Below are 18,834 nucleotides of genomic sequence, written 5' to 3' on the forward strand. Positions count from 1 at the left end.
GTTCTTATCAAGCTTTGGCCAAAAATGGCTTCCACCATGAAGCCAAAAAGTACGACCTGAAAGAAAATCCAGATCATCTAAAGTGGCTTCATACGATCATCTCTAATGCGAAAGCTTTTATTGGTGGTACCTACCACGGCTTAGATCCTAAGCACCTACAAGCATATCTCGATGAGTTTTGCTATCGATTCAACCGCCGTGAGGTCAAAAGCGAGTTATTCAATAGGTTAGTTCATTGTTGCCTATCGTCTACGACGATTACCTATCCTGAGCTAGTTGGATAATCAAATAAAGATATTCAATGACTTAAAAGAAGCCGTACAAGCATGCTTGCACGGCTTTTCCATTTTTACATAGCGATTGCGTAAATTGAAGGTTGATTATTAGCGATTTTAATGATGCAGTTTCGGTTTTAACGATATCCGCCGCATGGTTTTCGTTACATAATGAAACCACGGCGCACCGAAGTGCCTAGAACCAATTCATCTGAGGGGGATTTACATGGGGAAATATGTGAACAAGAAGTCTTTTAGTATGGCATTAAGCGTTGTAGTGGCATCTAGTATGTTCGTTGGTTGTTCCAAACAAGAGGCAGGTGTGAGCACATCTTCGCCTAAAGCATCTGCTGCCCCAACAGCGGCTGGAGCTAAGTATCCAATTAGTACGCAAGAAACGTTAACATCTTGGGAACAGATCGACACCAACTTGGCATCTTTCGTTCCTAATCTGGCGGAATCGCCATTCGGCATGCAGCTTGAGAAAGAAACCGGTGTGAAAGTGAAGTATACACATCCGGCTGACGGGCAATCGAAGGAGCAGTTCAATCTAATGATTGCATCCAATAAATTACCGGATGTAATTGAATATAATTGGGGCGGAGGCGGGACTGCCGCTTATCCAGGCGGACCTGAGAAAGCGATTGCCGATAAAGTCATTCTTCCGCTCAACGATTTGATAGATAAGAATGCGCCGAACTTAAAGAAATTGCTTCAACAGGACAAGGAATTAGACAGGATGATCAAAACGGACAGCGGCAAATATTACGCATTTCCGATGATTCGTCCCGACAATGGGTTAGTATTCCGAGGACCGATGATTCGCAAGGACTGGTTGGATGAATTGAACCTGCAGGTTCCGAAGACGATCGATGAATGGTATATCGTGTTAAAAGCGTTCAAAGAAAAGAAAGGCGCAACTGCACCATTTACGGCTCAGTATAGTAACGAGCTGAACATTCAGGACGCATTTATTGGCGCCTTCAAAACGGCCAATCGATTCTATATCGATGATCAAGGAAAGGTGAAATACGGTCCAATCGATCCGCAGTTTAAAGATGCTTTGACTCTGCTGCGTAAATGGTATGCGGAAGGACTGCTTGATAAAGACTTTGCACTTAACACGGATTCCAAAGCGTTGGACAACAAATTAATGAGTGACAGTGCGGGAGCAACGGTAGGTCTTTTAAGCGGTGGGATGGGCAGATGGATGGATACCGGGAAGAAGAAAAACCCGAAATTCCAGCTGGTTGCAGCTCCATATCCGACTTTGAAGCAAGGGGAACGCGCTTTTATCGGTCAGCGTGATTTCAAGTACAATCCGGTTGCCAGTAAAGCCGTGTCAGGCGATTCGAAGAACGCTGAGCTCGCGGTTAAATGGATGGATTATGCTTATGGTGACAAAGGCAGCTTGCTGTTCAACTTCGGTATTGAAGGCGACAGCTACAAGATGGAAAACAATGTCCCTAAATTTAGCGAGAAAATTACCAAAAATGAGAAGTTTAATCTTCAACAAATGGTATCACAGTATACGAAGCCGAATGGTCCTTTTCTAGGTGACTCCCGAAAAAGCTTCAATACGTTCAAGGAGCAGGACGAAGCGATTAAAATTTGGGGTGAAACGGATGCAGTCAAGCATGTTATGCCGCTTTTCATTACACCAACAATAGACGAAAGCAAGGAAGTTGCCAAATTGAACACAGTGATTTCGAGCTATAAAGAAGAAATGTTCGTGAAATTCATTATGGGCAAGGAACCTATCGAGAAGTTCGATGAGTACGTAAAACGCATTAATGAAATGGGTATCGATAAGGTCACAAAAATCTATCAGGATGCGCTTGACCGCTATAACAAAAGATAACACCTTTTGGGCATCTTGCAGGTGAATACGGAATCATAAGCCAGCCTTTGGTAAGTGGCTTGTATTCACCTGCAAGGAATTAGCCTAAGGATAGAGAGGGAGCAGAGAAATGAACACAATCAGTCCTGAAACGGTCAGTACCTTCATACCGAAAAAGAGATCCCGAATAGGGATATTGATCGATATTCGTAAAAATAAACTGCTTTATGTGATGCTCTTTCCCGTACTGCTTTACTATGTGATCTTCCATTATGGACCGATGTATGGGGCTATTATCGCCTTTAAGGATTTTTCTCCACGCCTTGGCATTTGGGGGAGCGAATGGGTAGGCTTTGAGCATTTTCAATCATTCTTTACCGGACCTTATTTCTGGAGGACGTTAAAAAACACAGTACTTATCAGCTTCTATCAGCTATTGTTCGGATTCCCGGCACCGATCGTGCTAGCGCTTCTTCTCAATGAAGTGAGACATGCCTTATTTAAACGCACGGTGCAGACCATTACGTATATGCCTCATTTCATTTCACTAGTTGTCATCTGCGGCATCATCAAAGATTTCACCGTTAGCGACGGCGTAATGAATGACATCATTGTCTTTTTCGGTGGGGAACGGACGACATTTTTACTTGAACCTAGCTTTTTCCGTTCCGTCTATGTATCGTCGGGTGTGTGGCAGCATATCGGGTGGGGAACGATCATCTTTTTGGCGGCTTTGACTGGCATTGATCAGGAACAATATGAAGCGGCTAAAATAGACGGCGCAGGCAGGTGGAAGCAGATGACGAATGTGACGCTTCCCGGCTTAATGCCGACGATCATCATTCTGCTTATTTTGGAGATCGGAAGAATGATGAACGTCGGGTTCGAAAAGATCATTTTGCTTTATAATCCAGGCACTTATGAAACGGCAGATGTGATATCTTCTTACGTGTATCGGGTCGGTTTACAGGATTTCAATTATAGCTTCAGCTCGGCGGTTGGCTTGTTTAATTCGGTGATCAATTTTATTCTGCTCATTTGTTCCAACTGGTTAAGCCGTAAATTTAATGATACTAGCTTATGGTAGAAAGGAGGTATAGCCATGCTGAACCGGGCAACATTTTCAGAAAAAAGCTTTGATTCTATCAATGTGATTTTCTTGACTTTCTTGATGATCATTACGATATATCCTATCGTTTATGTGGCGTTTGCCTCTATTAGTGACGCTGGAACTCTGATGGGGCACAAAGGTATTTTATGGCGGCCGCTCGGATTTTCATTTGATGCTTACACGAATGTGTTTCGCAACCCCATGATCCTGAAAGGATACGGGAATACGTTTTTTGTTGTGCTGGTGGGATTGTTTATCAATATCGTGCTTACAGCTTTCGGGGCTTATGCGTTATCGAGGAAAAGCTTAGCCTACCGTAAACCTCTGCTGCTGTTTATCGTGTTTACGATGTTTTTCAGCGGTGGATTGATTCCTCTCTATTTGACGATTAAAGGGGTTGGACTCGTCGATTCTCTATGGGCGCTCATTATTCCTCAAGCGATTAACACCTTTAATCTTATTCTGATGAAAACTGCGTTCGAAGCGATTCCTGATGCGTTGGAGGAGTCGGCTAAAATAGACGGCGCGAATGACTTTGTCATTTTGTTCCGGATCATTTTGCCGCTCTCCATGCCGGTTATTGCCGTTATGTTATTGTACTATGGCGTCAGTCATTGGAATTCTTGGTTTAATGCGATGATTTTCTTGCAGGACCGGTCACTTTATCCGCTGCAGCTCGTACTGCGCGAAGTATTGCTCCAAGGGGAAGCTAGCTCAAACTTAGGGGCCTCAGACGGCGCCTCGGCCATGCTCTCAGTTACATTGAAATACGCGACCATTATCGTGGCAACGGTACCGATTCTGCTTGTTTATCCGTTTCTCCAAAAGTATTTCGTCAAAGGCGCTCTAATCGGAGCGATTAAAGGATAGGGGAGGCTGCTGGCAATGAATGACATAGAATGGGAACATTTTATGGCCGACAACGATATGGAATGGGTTGTGAAGCCTGTCAGTTGGGAAGAAGGAGCCTTCATTGGCAATGGTTCGATCGGCGCGATGGTATATGGGGAGGAAAATGCGAAGAAACGGCATGTGCTCCGTTTTGTCACGGGACGCACAGACGTAACAGCAAACCGAACGGATAAACCCGGGTTTTCTCCACGCGTGCCCATTGGTGAGCTTGACCTAGAGATGGAAGGCATGATTTATCATCCGACGAGCATGCGAGTGGACTTATGGAACGCGGAGCTTCGTGCTCATTTGACGACGACCCGGGGTGAGGTAAAGCTTCGCTCTATTGTCCATAGCGAGGAACCGGTTATGGCTATCGAGATAGAGATATCAGAAGGGGAGCGTGGCACGCAGTTTGCGTGGTATGCCTACCCGGAAGTGGATCACGTGTTGAAAAATGCGGATGGCTTTAATTTAAATCAATATATACCTGCAACTGGTGTGGAAAAAACGGCTAGAGATGGCGTGAACCTTTGCATTCAACGATATTCAGGCGAGGATGGGTGCGTGACAGCCTGGAAGGAGGTCCAAGTGTCGCCAAATCGCCGAGTTTGCTTCATGTCTGTTATTAATGGGCATAACGAAGCTGTAATTGGTGAGGCGGTGGATGCGGTTGTTCAAGCCTCAGGCGTTGATTTCGATGCATGGGTGGGCGTACACCGTCGATGGTGGCACAACTATTATCAGCAAAGCTTCGTCTCGATTCCGGATGGGCGGCTCCAAAGCTTCTATTGGATTCAAATGTATAAATTGGCCTCAGCCACGAGAGCGGATCAGCCATTGATTGATAATCAAGGCCCGTGGCTAACTTCAACGCCATGGCCTGGCGTTTGGTTCAATATGAATGTACAAATGAGTTATTCTCCGGTGTATACCGCCAATCGATTGGACATAGGGATGTCGCTGGTTCGCGCATTAGACGAAAACAGGGAAAATCTAATAACGAATGTTCCGGAGTCCTGCAGGCATGATTCTGCAGGACTTGGTCGCAGCTGCAGCTATGATTTGCAGGCCAAAGTAGATGATGAAGTAGGGAATTTGAACTGGATTTGCCATAATGTGTGGCGGCAGTATCGGTACAGCATGGATGATGAGATGCTCAAAACCATCTTATTTCCGCTTTTGCGCAGAAGTGTGAATTATTATCTTCACATTCTTGAAGAAGGCGATGATGGCTGTCTGCATCTTCCGCCTACCATTTCACCTGAATATGGCTCCTTTATGAAAACAAAGGTGCGTGACTGTCATTATGACCTTGCTTTGCTGCGCTGGGGCTGCCAGACTCTTTTGGAAATATGCCAGCGGCTGACGGTGGAAGATCCGCTTACAGGGCAATGGAAGGAAATTCTGGAAAGGCTGGCTCCGTTACCAGTAGATGAGACTGGATTTATGATTGGACAAGACACACCTCTTGCATATGGTCACCGACATTTCAGTCATCTGCTTGCGATTTTTCCGCTTCACCTGATAGGCTGCGACAAGGAAGAGGATCGGAAGCTGATCGCAACCTCGCTGCGTCATTGGATCGGGAAGGAAGGCGACTTGCGCGGCTTCAGTCTTACTGGGGCGGCTTCCATAGCTGCTATTCTCGGCTCAGGAGATGAGGCGCTGCGCTATTTGCAATCGTTGATGTTGATCTTGAAACCCAATACAATGTATAAAGAAGCAGGGCCCGTCATTGAGACGCCCCTCGCTGGTGCAGAAGCGATCCACGACATGCTGCTTCAAAGCTGGGGCGGCAAGATACGCATATTCCCAGCCGTGCCCGATGAGTGGCAGGAGGCATCTTTCGAAAATTTACGGACCGAAGGAGCATTCTTAATCAGTGCGGTGCGTCGTAATGGTGAAACCCAAATGATTCGAGTGAAAAGCTTGGCTGGGGAGCCGTGTATCATCAAGACAGGCATGACCGGTGTAATTCACTGGAAGATATCAGGAACTAGAGCTGCCGAGCATACCGTCTATGTAAAAGCAGGTGAAGATGAAATCGTTTTGGATTTGAACGAGGGGGATGAAGCGATCCTCTCCCTAGGAGCTGAGATGCCTGATTGGCGAATCTTTCCCGTGGAATCACCGCGGAAGGTTGTCTGCTTTTTCGGCGGACATAAGCCTTGGCGTCTTTACGGATTTTAACAGGTTAAAATTAGATTAGGAGGATGTGCAAATGGGAGTGCCATTCAAGCAAGGCGACATTGTATTATTTCAAGGGGACAGTATTACAGACGCCGGTAGGGTTAGAGATAATCCATCCGATTTGGGTAAAGGGTATGCTTTGATGACGGCAGCTCTATTAGGTTCCACTTATCCGGAAAAACAAGTCACATTCTTGAATCGTGGGATCAGCGGGAATCGAGTGAAAGACCTCCAATCTCGTTGGGAACAGGATTGTATCGCGCTGGAGCCGAGCTGGGTATCAATCTATATCGGTATTAACGACTGCTGGAGACGATACGATCGGAATGATCCTACATCTGTGGAACAATTCGAAGAAGGCTATCGGGAACTGCTTATTCGCACGAAAGAGGGGCTTGGAGCCAACCTCATCTTGATCGAGCCATTTGTGCTGCCAGTGCCCGAGGACAGAAAGTTATGGCGTGAGGATCTAGACCCCAAAATCAATGTCGTACGGGAGTTAGCACGGGAATTTGGTGCCCTTCTGGTTCCGCTTGACGGGATTTTCGCACAAGCCTCGATGCTTGCACCCTCCAGCTACTGGGCGCCAGATGGCGTACACCCGTCGCCGGCAGGGCATGCTCTAATAGCCAAAGCATGGCTTAAGGCGGTCGGAGCGGAAATATAATTTATGGTCTTTTATATATGCGAACATAAAGAAAAGCCCCTGAGTTCTCAGGGGCTTTCGTATTGGTGCTCCGCCGAATGCGGAAGCGGAAAGGCGAAGAGGCAATTACGCCAGCGATTCCTTCACAACAGGCTCAGTTAGCTTATAGCCAACGTTCCTGATGGTCATAATATATTCCGGATTGCGTGCATTGTTCTCAATTTTATCTCTTAAATGAGAGATATGCACATCGACGATTCGGGTATCTCCAAGGAAGTGATAATCCCACACTCCATGGAGAAGCTGCTGTCTGCTAAGAACTTTGCCGCGATGCTTACACAGGAAGAGCAGCAGCTCGAATTCCTTAGGTGTAAGTTCAATCGGGGAGCCATTCACCATGACTTCGCGTTGATCGGCTTTTATTGCGATTTGGCCAATTGTGATAGGCGCATTTTCTGTCGTGGACGGTAAAGTTTGGATTCGACGATGGATGGCCTGAATACGAGAAATGAGCTCCTGCGGTGAAAAGGGTTTGGTCATATAATCGTCAGCACCGTTATCCAAGCCGGCAATTTTATCCGTGAGATCCTGCATGGCTGTAAGCATAATAATGGGAACGAGGTTATTCTGGTTTCTAAGCTTGCGGCACACTTGAAACCCGTCCATCTTCGGCAGCATTAAGTCGAGAACGATGAGATCCGGGCGAAACGTTTGGATAGCATCGAAGACAGCTTCGCCATCGAAAACGCAATGGACTTCAAAACCTACAAGTTTCAAGTTGAATTCTATAAGCATGGAAATGGAAGGTTCGTCGTCAACAACTAGAATTTTCTTTTTCATCGATGGGTGGACTCCTTTTATCGAGGATAACTCTATTATGACAGCGCTCTATCATCGAGATATTAAGATAAAGTTAACCCTGTGTAAAATTGCAATCCGCATTCGCTTATAATAGGATAGAGAATGAGGTGAATTTGACAGAGATGGCTTTCCATATTGTATTAGTAGAACCTGAGATTCCTGCAAACACAGGTAACATTTCCAGAACCTGCGCGGCGACAGGCACGTATCTCCATTTGGTTAGACCGCTAGGCTTTCAGACGGATGACAAGACGTTAAAGCGCGCTGGGCTGGACTATTGGCACTCGGTTAAGCTCGAGTATCATGACTCCTTTGATGAGGTGCTGGAGGCTTACAAAGAGCATCGTTTTTTCTTTGCAACAACGAAGGCAACCAAGCGTTACACAGAATTTACATTTCAGGACGGAGATTTTTTTGTATTTGGCAAAGAAACCAAAGGACTTCCTGAGGAACTGTTAGCTCAGCATCCCGAAACCTTGCTTCGATTGCCGATGTCCGATGCGGTCAGATCGCTTAATTTATCGAATTCGGCAGCGATCATGCTGTATGAAGGCTTGCGTCAGACCGGTTTCGTAGGTCTTGATTAATCCATAAGCCCTATCCATACTAGGCTGTGCCGACATATTTGACAGGAAAAGAAAGTTTCAGCATGTTATTAGCAGGAGTTTCTTAAATAACGGCGAATAGTTATCGGTATCAGTCCGTATAGATATGCTAGATGAAGTAGAGAGCATGGAAAACGTGAGCGGAAGAGAGGTGAAGTCCTATGATGAAGCCAGCTGGAGTCGTTCGTAAAGTCGATCAATTGGGACGCATTGTACTGCCTAAATCATTAAGAAAGCGATATCAAATGAATGAAGGAGATCCTGTTGAAATTTTGGTGCAGGGTGACCATATCATTCTGGAGAGATATCGTCCAAAATGTGTGTTCTGCGGAAGTATGGAAAGTGTGAATGAATTCAAAGATCGCTATATTTGCGGCGTATGTGTAACTGAAATGAACTTGTTAAAGGTTAGAGCGTAATAGAAAAAGCATCTTTTCTCTTAATGGAGAAAGATGCTTTTTTACTTGCATTTCAATTGTCTACAGACCTTTTGTTTTGTCCTCGTTATAGGAAGCCGTCATCATAGCGACGATGAATAATAGAAAAACGGTGTTAACGAGCCAAAATGTAGCTGATAAACCAAACATTGCTGCACCTCCTAATTTGGGTTGTAAACCGTAAAAGCATATAGTTAAGGCTTATTATACCCAACCCTTCTAAAAAAAGAAACGAATAAAGTGTGAATAATTTCGGTTATTTAAAAAATAGAAAGTTGGTCGCTAGCGGCCTAAGCTTCCCATCGGACGGGCGATTGAGGACGCTGCCCCCCCATACTAAAGTGGTAGAGCCGCCCCCATCCAGATTATACGCATCGACTATGCCTAATTGCTGCATTTTGTCCTGCAGCTCAGTAAGTGTTGCTCCAGAATTACCACTCTCGTCATAGCCGTCGGTCACAATAAACAACAGCTGGTCGTGCTTGTAGTTGGCCATGACGGTCCGCGCTGCTCTTGACGGTGAGCTTTGCCACTGATAGGGAATCGACATCTTGTTGCCATTCTTCAGGAGAACCGGAACGAAGGTAGATCCCATAAGCGGGTTCAACTTGTCGAGCTCAGATTGAGAACTGAACTTACCGCCAATGAGCTTGCGGTCTTTATTCAGGCCAATGAAGGTCGTATCGTTATTGGTAGGAAAGAACCCATTCACATACTTGCCATTCATCATAGTTGTATCGAGCGGATAGCGTTTGCCTTTATTATCATCTGCGAAGCCGCCTGCATTCACACCAGCGATAGCCCCATAACGTGTGACTGCATCCAGCGTTGTTTCACTGGAGCCAATTTTATCCTTGCCAAGCACAAGTTTAATGGCCTTATCACTCTTAAGGTTTACTTTAAGTGCATAACCTTTATAATTGCTTTCATTTAAAGCGAAAAGTTTCAAGTCGATATTCCCAGAAGAAGCTTGTCTAATTGGGCTGCCGAGCTTGGCCGTTATCCGCGTATTATAGATAATGCCGGGTTTGGCAGCTTGTGCTGCAGCATTCTGGAGCATGGCTGCTACTTCCGCGGAGCTTTTCTCATAAAGTTGGAAATATTGCTGGATAATTGACTTGGTTTGCACAGCATCTGTATTCGCCTTAGTCAGCAAATTATCAAGCGTAAGCGTTTCTTGTTGAAAAGAGATCGGCGTAGACGCGTTATGTACCAATGGGTTGATAGGGACATTCGCCGAAACGAAAAGCAGCCAAATCAGCATCCCCAGGAATGGGGCGATAGCAAGTAGAAGGATGCGGTTAATCTGTTGAATGCTAATTACGTTCATTACTTTAACACATCCAGATTTTTTTGCAGTTCTTCCAGCTTCTTCTTAACGTCGGCAAGCTGCGTATAGAGTTGGTTGCTGTTATCGGTTTTGCTGTTAGCGCTGTCCTTCGTGAAAGCCAGTAATTCATTCAGTGAGTCTACCTTTGTCTGTAAAGCTTTCATATCGGTCGTAACGCTATCTTTCAATTGGCTAACTTGCTTCTGATAGTCTTGTTGAACCACTTGCAATTGTTGCTGGGTTTGCTGTGCGATATCGGTTGCAATTTTTTGCCTCAAATGCTCTGTATACATCATAGCTGCGGCCACTCCGATTGCGATCAGCATGACCCAACCCACAAACAAGTATACGTACGTTTTCTTTCTTACCTTGGTAGCCTTCGAAGCAGCGCGAGGGAAAGAATTCGCAGTCGTAGTCTCGATGGGCATGTTCATGAAAATCACCTCTAATTACTAGTATAACATATTCCATATTTTTTACAGAATTTTAGATAGAATTCGCTGTTTTTCGATATTCATTTGGGGTAAGCCCCTCTAGTTTTTTGAAAACTTTGCTGAAATATTTCTCGTCCTGGTAACCGACCATTTCAGCTACTTGAGAAATCCGAAGATGTGGATTGCGCAGCAAAACCTTTGCTTTACTCATGCGAATTTGCCCTAAATAGTCAGAAAGGTTTACTTCAAACTCTTGTTTGAATTTCCGTGAGATGTACTCGCGGCTGAGGTAGAAGCGATTCGCAATATCCTGAAGCGAAACATCTTCGTGATAGTGCTTTTCAAGGAACTCGGCGATTTCAAAAATAACGCTTTTGTCTTTCTGTTGACTTTCAAGAAGCAGCTTCGACAAGTGAACAATGCTCCGAGTGAGCTCCTGCTGCCATAAAGAGAGGGACAGGATCCCATACTCATCCAGCGGAACGATTAAACTGGATGGCTCATCCAGGAGAAGCTGCTTGACCTGATCTTCACTAATGTTTGAGAAAAATTGCTGCACCCACCGGCGCTTCATCACCCTGTACTCCCGCCACCAATGATCGAGCTGTTCAAGTGTAATGGCTTCGCTCAGTTTGACGGCATCCATCCACGCTTGAACCGTTTCTTGAATTTGGTCAATGCTGCCGCTGCGTATAGCGAGTTGAATTCGTTCCTCATATTGGCTGAAAGTAAGCGCAGGCTGAACGGTTTTGGCTGTTTTCAATGTACTATGAATCCATGTTTCCTTGGCCTTGAGATTTCGCTGTCTGAGGGCATTGCGAGCTTCCTGATACGATAATGCCAAATCCGTAGGAAACGACTGAGAGCTTCCAATACCGAAGTCCACACGGGTATGAAGTGCGGTGCGTATACCTTCATTAATTTTTGCGAGAAATGCCTCGGAGCCAGATTGATCCTTCCATAGAAGCAATACAATTTCGTTATCGCTGTTCCAATGGCGGAAAGCGTAACCGCGCTGATCGTTAACCAGGAATTCATTACATATGTTAATAAGCGAGAAGAGCAGCAGGTCCAGATTGTGACTGAACTTGTTCTTCACACTGCGTTCCATCGTATCTAAGGATAAAATAGCGACACGACATTCTCGAATTGTCCGAGATAAATGAAGCTCTTTCTCGAGCTGTTCGGCCGCTTGCTCATAAGCGGAGGGTTCGGCAATTAAGTTCGATAGCAGCTTGTCCCAATACATGGGTTTAATTTGGTTCATTTCGATATTCAGTTCTCGATTGGTATGACGAAGCTCCTCATCCTTATTCCAAGCATGAATGGCTTTATCTAACGCTTCATTTAACTGCTCGGGATCAATGGGCTTCAATATATAGTCCGTTCCGCCATACTTCAACGTATGGCGAAGCAGAGAGAAGTCATCATGGCCGCTGATGACGATCGTTTTCGAGTTAGGGGCATGCGTATGCAGCCACTCGAGCAATTTTACGCCATTCATAATTGGCATCATCATATCGGTCATAATAATCGCAGGATGTTCACGATTTACGATCTCGATGGCCGATTCACCATCTTGAGCTTCTAAGATCGTTTCTATGCCATGCTGCTTCCAGTTTACAAGCAGGCGGATAGCATCCCGCACATGCTTCTCATCATCAACAAGTAATACTTTCATTCAAGTGCTCCCTTTTTCATAGGAATATGGATCACGATCCGTAGACCTTGGGGCTGTACGTGTTCAACATCTAGAAATGCATCATCAGTGAAGTACAACTGTACTCTGGTCAGTACATTACTAAGCCCAATACAAGCCTCATCGGTTATCGATGGGGCATTCAGTCTGTTTCTTACTTCGCGGAGCCGCTCCTCGGTTATACCAATCCCGTTATCCTCCACGATGAGTTTCAAGTATTCATCTTCATGAACGATATGCTTCATCGCTTGAATACGTAATAAGCCCGAAGCTGAGGAGCTCGGTTTAAAGCCATGCTTGAAATAGTTTTCAACGAGAGGTTGAAGGATCATCTTGGGTACAGAGATTGCTTTCGTGCTTTCTTCGATATCATAAATAATTTCGAATTGGTGCTCGAAGCGCTGTTTTTGCAGTTCGAGATAGGCTTTAATATGATCGAGTTCTTTACGTAAAGGAACGACGGATTCATTCGTGTTCATGCTGTAATGCATCATTTTGGCAAGGGACGCAATCAAAGCATAGACCTTTGGTGCATCATGCTGCAAAGCTAGTGTTCCGATCGATTGGAGCGCGTTATTCAAAAAGTGAGGATTGATCTGAGCTTGAAGGGCCATAAGCTGATTCGATTTGTTCGCAAGCTCAAGACGATATTCACGCATGACCATTTGATTTAAATCCTGCATGAGGCCATGGAATCGATTAGCAAGAATCCCCATTTCATCCGTTCGAGCCAGTTCAATATCCGCGTTCAATTCACCTAATTGCACTTGCCCAGACTGTATGCGTGTGATGTAACGAATCAATTGTTTAATAGGTGCTGTAAATCGAATACTGATATAAACAGTTCCAGCAATAACAATCAACATAAAAAAAGTAAGCACTAAAGAGTTAATTAATGCTAACTGTCTGGCATTTTTCGTTAATTGATCGTAAGGAAGACGCTTGACGATCGTCCAGCTGACATAGTCAGTCTTCATTTTTTCATACACATTTATTCCCGCATAAGGGCCTTTGGTCCATTCATACGATCCTTTATCGAGCCCGCTGTGAATAGCTTCATTTCCCCAGCTGCTATCAAGAGGCTGTCCCCATTTCGCAGCATCTGGACCGAAGACAATGAACCCGTCATCATCAAGGATGTATAGCTCTTCTTGGTTATGGGTGAATAAGCTTTGGGAGATGTCAGAGATTAAATTAAGCTGAAGATCAATAACCAGCTCACCAATCGAGGTGTTACTCGGTGAGTACATGACCTTACGATGCATAGATAGGACAGGAGTTGGAGCAGAATACACGTTAAGTGCAATATTGTAATTATGACTTGGATGGGTCGTTTCAAAATAAACGCTTTTGTTATCAGGAAAAGGACGAAGAGACTCATATTTGCCTTTTGCGCTATTTTGATAGTCGTTGCTTGCCAAAAAAGAACGGTCACTAACGGAGGCGTAAAGGTAAATTTGTTTGATCTCTTTAACAGAATGAGACATGACCTGAAGTCCGCTTTTGATAACCTTATCACTCATGTAGTTGATGTCTCGTTCGGTTTGCAAAATTTCGTAAAGCTGACCAAGTTCAGACAAATGTTGACCTGTATAAATGGTCGTTGAAGCTTGGACAACACCATTTAAGTAGTTCAATATATTCATTTTTGCTTGGGAGATAAGGGCAGAATTATTCGTAATCGTGTCTTCCGTGACTCTTTCTTTCGTAAACAAGTAAGATACCACGATCGATGTAATAAACGGGACAAGGGTCGCAATGAGCAAAAATAGAATTAATTTATTGCGCATACTATGTCGGAACAAGCGGCATCAACTCGGTTTCATAATAGAAGTTTTCACCCTACATTGTAGCAGGAGAGGTCAACAAATTCCACCTAATGCATCACGAGAATCTGTGTTTTACCAAGAATAAGGGATTTATACTTAAGGTATAGTTACATAATCGTAAGGGGGAAATTCCCATGAAGAACAACAAAGGGCTAGCAGGACTTATCCAACAATGGGTGTTTATCGGACCAGCGTTGATCTTTTTCGCGCTCATTGTTGTTACTCCTTTTCTCATGAGTATTTATTATTCATTTACCGAGTGGAATGGTGTGACAACAACCGTGAAGTTCAACGGCTTAGATAATTTCAAGCACCTTCTTTTTCATGACACCGACTATCGCAACGCATTCTGGTTTACAACAAGAATAACCGTGACGGATGTCATTCTCACGAATCTTGTCGGGTTTCTTTTGGCGCTCTTGCTCACTCAGGCACTGAAAACCAGAAATGTACTGCGTACTATTTTCTTCATGCCGAACGTGATTGGCGGACTTCTGCTTGGTTTCATTTGGCAGTTTATTTTCGTCAAAGGGTTCGCGACGTTAGGAGATTTGACCCATATCAGTTTTTTTCAACTTCCTTGGTTGGGTGATGCACCTACAGCCTTCTGGGCAATCGCCATCGTCAGTATATGGCAAGGTTCGGGCTACTTAATGATCATTTATATTGCGGCGCTATCGAATGTGCCCAAAGATATGGTTGAAGCGGCTTATATTGATGGAGCTACACGATTACAAGTGCTTAAGAACATTATAATACCACTCATTATGCCGGCTGTTACCGTATGTTTGTTCCTGACCATTTCATGGAACTTCAAGATGTTTGACCTGAACTTTGCCTTGACCAAAGGTGGACCGTTCAACTCAACAGAATCGGTTTCCATCAATATTTATCAAGAAGCTTTCCGCAATAACAACTATGGTTTAGGAACAGCAAAAGCGTTAGTATTCTTCGTTGTAGTGGCCATTATTTCGACCATCCAAGTCATGTATACGAAACGCAAGGAGGTTGAAGTTTAATGGAATCCGTCAAAAAATACTCTGGACGACTATTCACTCTCGAGGTGCTTGGCATCTTGATTGGACTCGTATTTCTAGTCCCTTTCTACTTTGTCATCGTCAACTCCCTTAAGACATTTCCGGAGCTGGCCGCCAGCACAGCGAAGCTTCCGTCAAGCTTATATCTTGACAACTATACGAAGGTATGGACAATCATGAAGTTCCCAAGTGCTTTTATGAACTCCTTAATTATTACCGTGCTCAGTAATGTAGGGCTTGTGTTGATTAGTTCCATGGCCGCTTATCGAATGGTGCGCAAATCAAGTAAATTCAACAATCTCGTATTTATAGCTTTCGTTGCTGCTATGGTGATTCCGTTTCAATCCATCATGATTCCGCTCGTGCGTGTTGCGAGTCAAGTTGGACTTATGGATAGCAAGATCGGTTTGATTATTTGTTACTTTGGATTCGGTGTTTCACTGAACGTATTCTTGTTCCATGGTTTTATTAAATCCATTCCGCTGGAGATTGAAGAATCAGCCACAGTGGATGGATGCTCTCCGTATGGGGTATTTTGGCGAATTGTTTTCCCATTGTTAAAGCCAATGTCTACGACAGTCGTCATCTTAAACAGCTTATGGATATGGAATGATTATTTGTTGCCTTCCCTCGTGTTAAATAGCCCAGATCTGAGAACAATACCTCTAGCAACGTTCTCTTTCTTTGGTCAATATACGAAGCAATGGGATTTGGCCTTAGCTGGTCTTACACTAGGCGTCCTGCCGATCGTTATTTTCTTTTTAGCCATGCAGAGACATATTGTTGAAGGTATAACGGCTGGCTCGGTAAAAGGTTAACAATTTTGCAAATATGTTCAAAATCTTCCACCTTTATGTTCAATATCCTCTGTGTTAAGGGTTTAAGTAAGTGTTTACAATAAACCATGTAAGCTGATGACGAGCTAACGAATCGTTATCAGGGTAAGCTGATTGAAACTTAAAAGGGAGGCTTTACCAAAATGAAAAAATTAACAATGATCAGTATGGCAGCTGTACTTTCTCTATCTTTAGTTGCTACTGGCTGCGCGAAGAAAGAAACAGCGCCAACTCCAAGTGCAACTACGGGTGGAGCGGCAACAGCAACACCTGCTGCAGGCGGTAAACAAGTTACGATTAAAATGTTCCAATTCAAAGTAGAAATCGCCGATCAACTTGGCAAACTCGTTCAAGAATATCAAAAGCTAAATCCAAACGTTAAAATTCAAGTGGATACAGTTGGCGGCGGTGCTGATTACGGCGCAGCTTTGCTTGCGAAGTTCAACTCCGGCGACAAACCGGATATTTTCAACAACGGTGGTTTCACGGATCTCGATAAATGGATCGAAAACCTAGAAGATCTTTCCGATCAACCATGGGTCAATGATCTTGTAGACGTAGCGAAAGAGCCAATGACGAAAAACGGTAAAATATATGGACAACCGCTGAACCTTGAAGGTTATGGTTTCCAATACAATAAAGACTTGTTTGCACAAGCTGGCATTACGGAATTGCCAAAAACGCTCACACAATTGGAAGATGCAGCTAAAAAGCTTCAAGCAAAAGGAATTACACCTTTTGAAACCGGCTATGGCGAGTGGTGGGTACTGGGTAACCACTTCGTAAACCTACCGTTTGCTTACCAAAAGGATCCAAATGCTTTCATTGATGGTTTGAACAAAGGCACTGCTAAAATTCCGGGTAACGAAGTATTTAACCAATGGACAAATCTATTTGATCTACAGTTGAAATACGGTAACAAAAATCCGCTTCAAACAGATTACAATACGCAAGTAACTGACTTTGCTACAGGTAAAGCAGCAATGACACAACAAGGTAACTGGACACAAGTTCAAATTACCAAAACAAATCCAAACATCAAAATTGGCTTCTTGCCAATGCCGATCAACGATGACGCTGCAGCGAACGATAAATTGTTCGTTGGTGTACCAAACAACTGGGTTATCAACAAGAACTCTGCTGTGAAAGACGAAGCGAAGAAATTCTTGAACTGGATGGTAACTTCCGATATCGGTAAGAAATACATTACAGAAGAATTCAAATTCATTCCTGCATTCAAATCCATTCCTGCTGACGAGAAAGTTCTAGGACCTTTGGCAGCTGACATTATCGCTTACAGCAAAGCTGGTAAAACACTTAGCTGGAACTGGTTCAAATTCCCAGGCGGCGAAGCTTCCAGTAAAAAATTCGGCGATATTATGCAAGGTTATGTAGCGAAGAAGTATACGAAGGATCAAATGCTTGAGGAATTCCAGAAAACATGGGATAGCCTTAAGAAGTAACTCAATAATGGGTGGTAATAAAGCCTCAGCGCCAATGCTGAGGCTTTTTGCTGTTTAACAGAAAAGGAATAGGCTGTTACAATGAAGAGGACTGGAGGTCTATGATGATAATAAGAATCAGGTCTTGGCTGCATAGCAGAGGAAATTCATCTCCGCGTGAGAAGCAACTGTCTCGTGAGGCCGTAATTTCATTAATTATTCATTCTATTTTTCAGTTTGGCGCTTCCATGTCGGGCGTGTTCTTAAACTTGTACTTATGGCGGTTAACGCACAGTGTCGTAGTGAATGGTACATACAGTATGGTCGTTTTCATCTTAACACCGATTGGCTTTGCGCTTGGCGGCCTGATGATTAAGAAGAAAGACCGAATGGTTTCGTATCGACTAGGGATCATGCTCATAGGTCTTTTCTATTTGAGCGTCATTCTAGCACAAGAGAAACTGGTCGAATATTATATCCTATTTGCCATTTTTAATGGACTTGCTGGTGCTTTTTACTGGGTAGGTTATTTGACCCTGATGTATGATGTGTCTAACGAACAGAACCGGATTCGGTATCTGGCATTTAATATGATTTTTTTCACAGCTGCGACCTTAGCGGGGCCGGCGCTTGCCGGATTCATTATCCGTTTAAAAGAAGGACTTAGCGGTTACACCATCGTCTTCTCCATAGCATTCTGTATGTTCTTACTAGCGGCGCTGATTTCATTGAAAATTAAAGCTTCAGGCGGACATCATCGCGTTTATTACTTGAAGCTGACTGGTCTTATTATGAAGAAAGAACGTGACTGGTTGAAAGCGCTGCTTGGATTTATGGGAATGGGTTTGCTACAAGGCACGATGCTTTTCCTACCGAATATTCTACTTTTTAAAGTGATGCCGCGTGAAGATATTGTAGGTTATCTCGGGGTATTATACTCTAGTCTATCCATCGTAATGGGCATTTTTATATCTAAATACGCAAATGTTAATAAAGCTCGGCTTTATTTGGCGATATCAACACTTGGCTACCTCCTTGGTGTATCTTTTTTACTAGGGAATGTTAATGTATGGACGGTTGTAAGTTTCATGATTTTGTACTCTATTTTCTCTCCGCTGCAAGGGAATACAATGACTGGCTACTATTATGGCCTCATTGCAAAGCTGCCGCTTAAAGGTCAATTGAAAGTAGAAAGTGTAGTTGTTAGGGAGTTTTTCTTAAATGTTGGACGTGTGATTTCCATTATTTGTTTAATTTCATTTGGAAGTGATTTAGATGGGGGCTTGATCCCATGGATTTTAATGATTGCCGCAATGTCACAAATTGCCCTTGTATGGTCGATTAAGAATGAATAGTTGAGCATGAAAG

The 18,834-nt window shown here is 43.9% G+C and carries 17 protein-coding genes; 12 read left to right on the forward strand and 5 right to left on the reverse strand.

The features are described 5' to 3' along the window. The 6 genes from G519_RS44265 to G519_RS0123750 all read left to right on the forward strand — a co-directional run. Nucleotides 1-284 (forward strand): transposase (locus G519_RS44265; protein ID WP_244280199.1); only part of this gene is annotated, 284 nt, incomplete at its 5' end. Nucleotides 285-501: 217 nt separating this feature from the next. After that, nucleotides 502-2,136, forward strand: a complete 1,635-nt coding sequence (locus tag G519_RS0123730; protein WP_029196815.1) for an extracellular solute-binding protein — start codon at nucleotides 502-504, stop codon at nucleotides 2,134-2,136. A gap of 109 nt (nucleotides 2,137-2,245) precedes the next feature. Next, nucleotides 2,246-3,202 carry an ABC transporter permease gene (locus tag G519_RS0123735; RefSeq protein ID WP_029196816.1) on the forward strand — a complete coding sequence of 319 codons (957 nt, stop codon included), beginning with the start codon at nucleotides 2,246-2,248 and terminating at the stop codon, nucleotides 3,200-3,202. Nucleotides 3,203-3,217: 15 nt separating this feature from the next. Then, nucleotides 3,218-4,096 carry a carbohydrate ABC transporter permease gene (locus G519_RS0123740; protein WP_029196817.1) on the forward strand — a complete coding sequence of 293 codons (879 nt, stop codon included), beginning with the start codon at nucleotides 3,218-3,220 and terminating at the stop codon, nucleotides 4,094-4,096. 15 nt (nucleotides 4,097-4,111) lie between these two features. After that, nucleotides 4,112-6,310, forward strand: a complete 2,199-nt coding sequence (locus tag G519_RS0123745) for a glycosyl hydrolase family 95 catalytic domain-containing protein (protein WP_029196818.1) — start codon at nucleotides 4,112-4,114, stop codon at nucleotides 6,308-6,310. A gap of 31 nt (nucleotides 6,311-6,341) precedes the next feature. Continuing rightward, nucleotides 6,342-6,977, forward strand: a complete 636-nt coding sequence (locus tag G519_RS0123750) for an SGNH/GDSL hydrolase family protein (protein ID WP_036633682.1) — start codon at nucleotides 6,342-6,344, stop codon at nucleotides 6,975-6,977. Between the two features lie 105 nt (nucleotides 6,978-7,082). Here the strand turns inward: G519_RS0123750 and G519_RS0123755 are convergent, their stop codons facing one another. After that, nucleotides 7,083-7,796 (reverse strand): response regulator transcription factor, encoded by a 714-nt coding sequence (locus G519_RS0123755; RefSeq protein ID WP_029196820.1) that lies wholly within the window; start codon nucleotides 7,794-7,796, stop codon nucleotides 7,083-7,085. 143 nt (nucleotides 7,797-7,939) lie between these two features. On the opposite strand from G519_RS0123755, the gene trmL reads away from it, so the two are divergent. Beyond that, complete coding sequence (trmL, locus tag G519_RS0123760) at nucleotides 7,940-8,404, forward strand: tRNA (uridine(34)/cytosine(34)/5-carboxymethylaminomethyluridine(34)-2'-O)-methyltransferase TrmL (RefSeq protein WP_029196821.1); 465 nt, start codon at nucleotides 7,940-7,942, stop codon at nucleotides 8,402-8,404. Between the two features lie 182 nt (nucleotides 8,405-8,586). After that, complete coding sequence (locus tag G519_RS0123765) at nucleotides 8,587-8,841, forward strand: AbrB/MazE/SpoVT family DNA-binding domain-containing protein (protein WP_029196822.1); 255 nt, start codon at nucleotides 8,587-8,589, stop codon at nucleotides 8,839-8,841. 274 nt (nucleotides 8,842-9,115) lie between these two features. Here the strand turns inward: G519_RS0123765 and G519_RS0123775 are convergent, their stop codons facing one another. The 4 genes from G519_RS0123775 to G519_RS0123790 are packed head-to-tail and all read right to left on the reverse strand — an operon-like array spanning nucleotide 9,116 to nucleotide 14,037. After that, entirely contained in the window at nucleotides 9,116-10,189 is a 1,074-nt protein-coding gene (locus tag G519_RS0123775) for a phosphodiester glycosidase family protein (protein WP_029196823.1), read from the reverse strand. After that, nucleotides 10,189-10,623, reverse strand: coding sequence for a hypothetical protein (locus G519_RS0123780; protein ID WP_029196824.1), 435 nt, complete (start codon nucleotides 10,621-10,623; stop codon nucleotides 10,189-10,191). Before G519_RS0123780 ends, G519_RS0123775 begins: the two co-directional genes overlap by 1 nt. 52 nt (nucleotides 10,624-10,675) lie before the next feature. Further along, nucleotides 10,676-12,304 (reverse strand): response regulator, encoded by a 1,629-nt coding sequence (locus tag G519_RS0123785; RefSeq protein WP_029196825.1) that lies wholly within the window; start codon nucleotides 12,302-12,304, stop codon nucleotides 10,676-10,678. Continuing rightward, the gene (locus G519_RS0123790) at nucleotides 12,301-14,037 is read right to left on the reverse strand and encodes a cache domain-containing sensor histidine kinase (RefSeq protein WP_161632953.1); all 1,737 of its coding nucleotides are present in this window, start codon (nucleotides 14,035-14,037) and stop codon (nucleotides 12,301-12,303) included. The genes G519_RS0123785 and G519_RS0123790 overlap by 4 nt, the downstream gene beginning before the upstream one ends. A gap of 248 nt (nucleotides 14,038-14,285) precedes the next feature. Between G519_RS0123790 and G519_RS0123795 the strand changes: the two genes are divergently transcribed. From G519_RS0123795 to G519_RS0123810, 4 genes are all read left to right on the forward strand, one after another. Beyond that, entirely contained in the window at nucleotides 14,286-15,170 is an 885-nt protein-coding gene (locus G519_RS0123795) for a carbohydrate ABC transporter permease (RefSeq protein WP_029196827.1), read from the forward strand. Further along, the gene (locus tag G519_RS0123800; RefSeq protein WP_029196828.1) at nucleotides 15,170-16,006 is read left to right on the forward strand and encodes a carbohydrate ABC transporter permease; all 837 of its coding nucleotides are present in this window, start codon (nucleotides 15,170-15,172) and stop codon (nucleotides 16,004-16,006) included. Before G519_RS0123795 ends, G519_RS0123800 begins: the two co-directional genes overlap by 1 nt. 161 nt (nucleotides 16,007-16,167) lie before the next feature. Further along, on the forward strand, nucleotides 16,168-17,487 hold the full coding sequence (locus G519_RS0123805) for an ABC transporter substrate-binding protein (RefSeq protein WP_029196829.1): 1,320 nt from the start codon (nucleotides 16,168-16,170) through the stop codon (nucleotides 17,485-17,487). Nucleotides 17,488-17,588: 101 nt separating this feature from the next. Beyond that, a complete protein-coding gene (locus G519_RS0123810) occupies nucleotides 17,589-18,821 on the forward strand; it encodes an MFS transporter (protein WP_029196830.1) in 1,233 nt (410 codons plus the stop codon). Nucleotides 18,822-18,834 lie beyond the last annotated feature (13 nt).

Origin of the sequence: Paenibacillus alginolyticus DSM 5050 = NBRC 15375, assembly GCF_000422905.1 — a bacterium.
Lineage (GTDB): Bacteria > Bacillota > Bacilli > Paenibacillales > NBRC-103111 > Paenibacillus_E > Paenibacillus_E alginolyticus.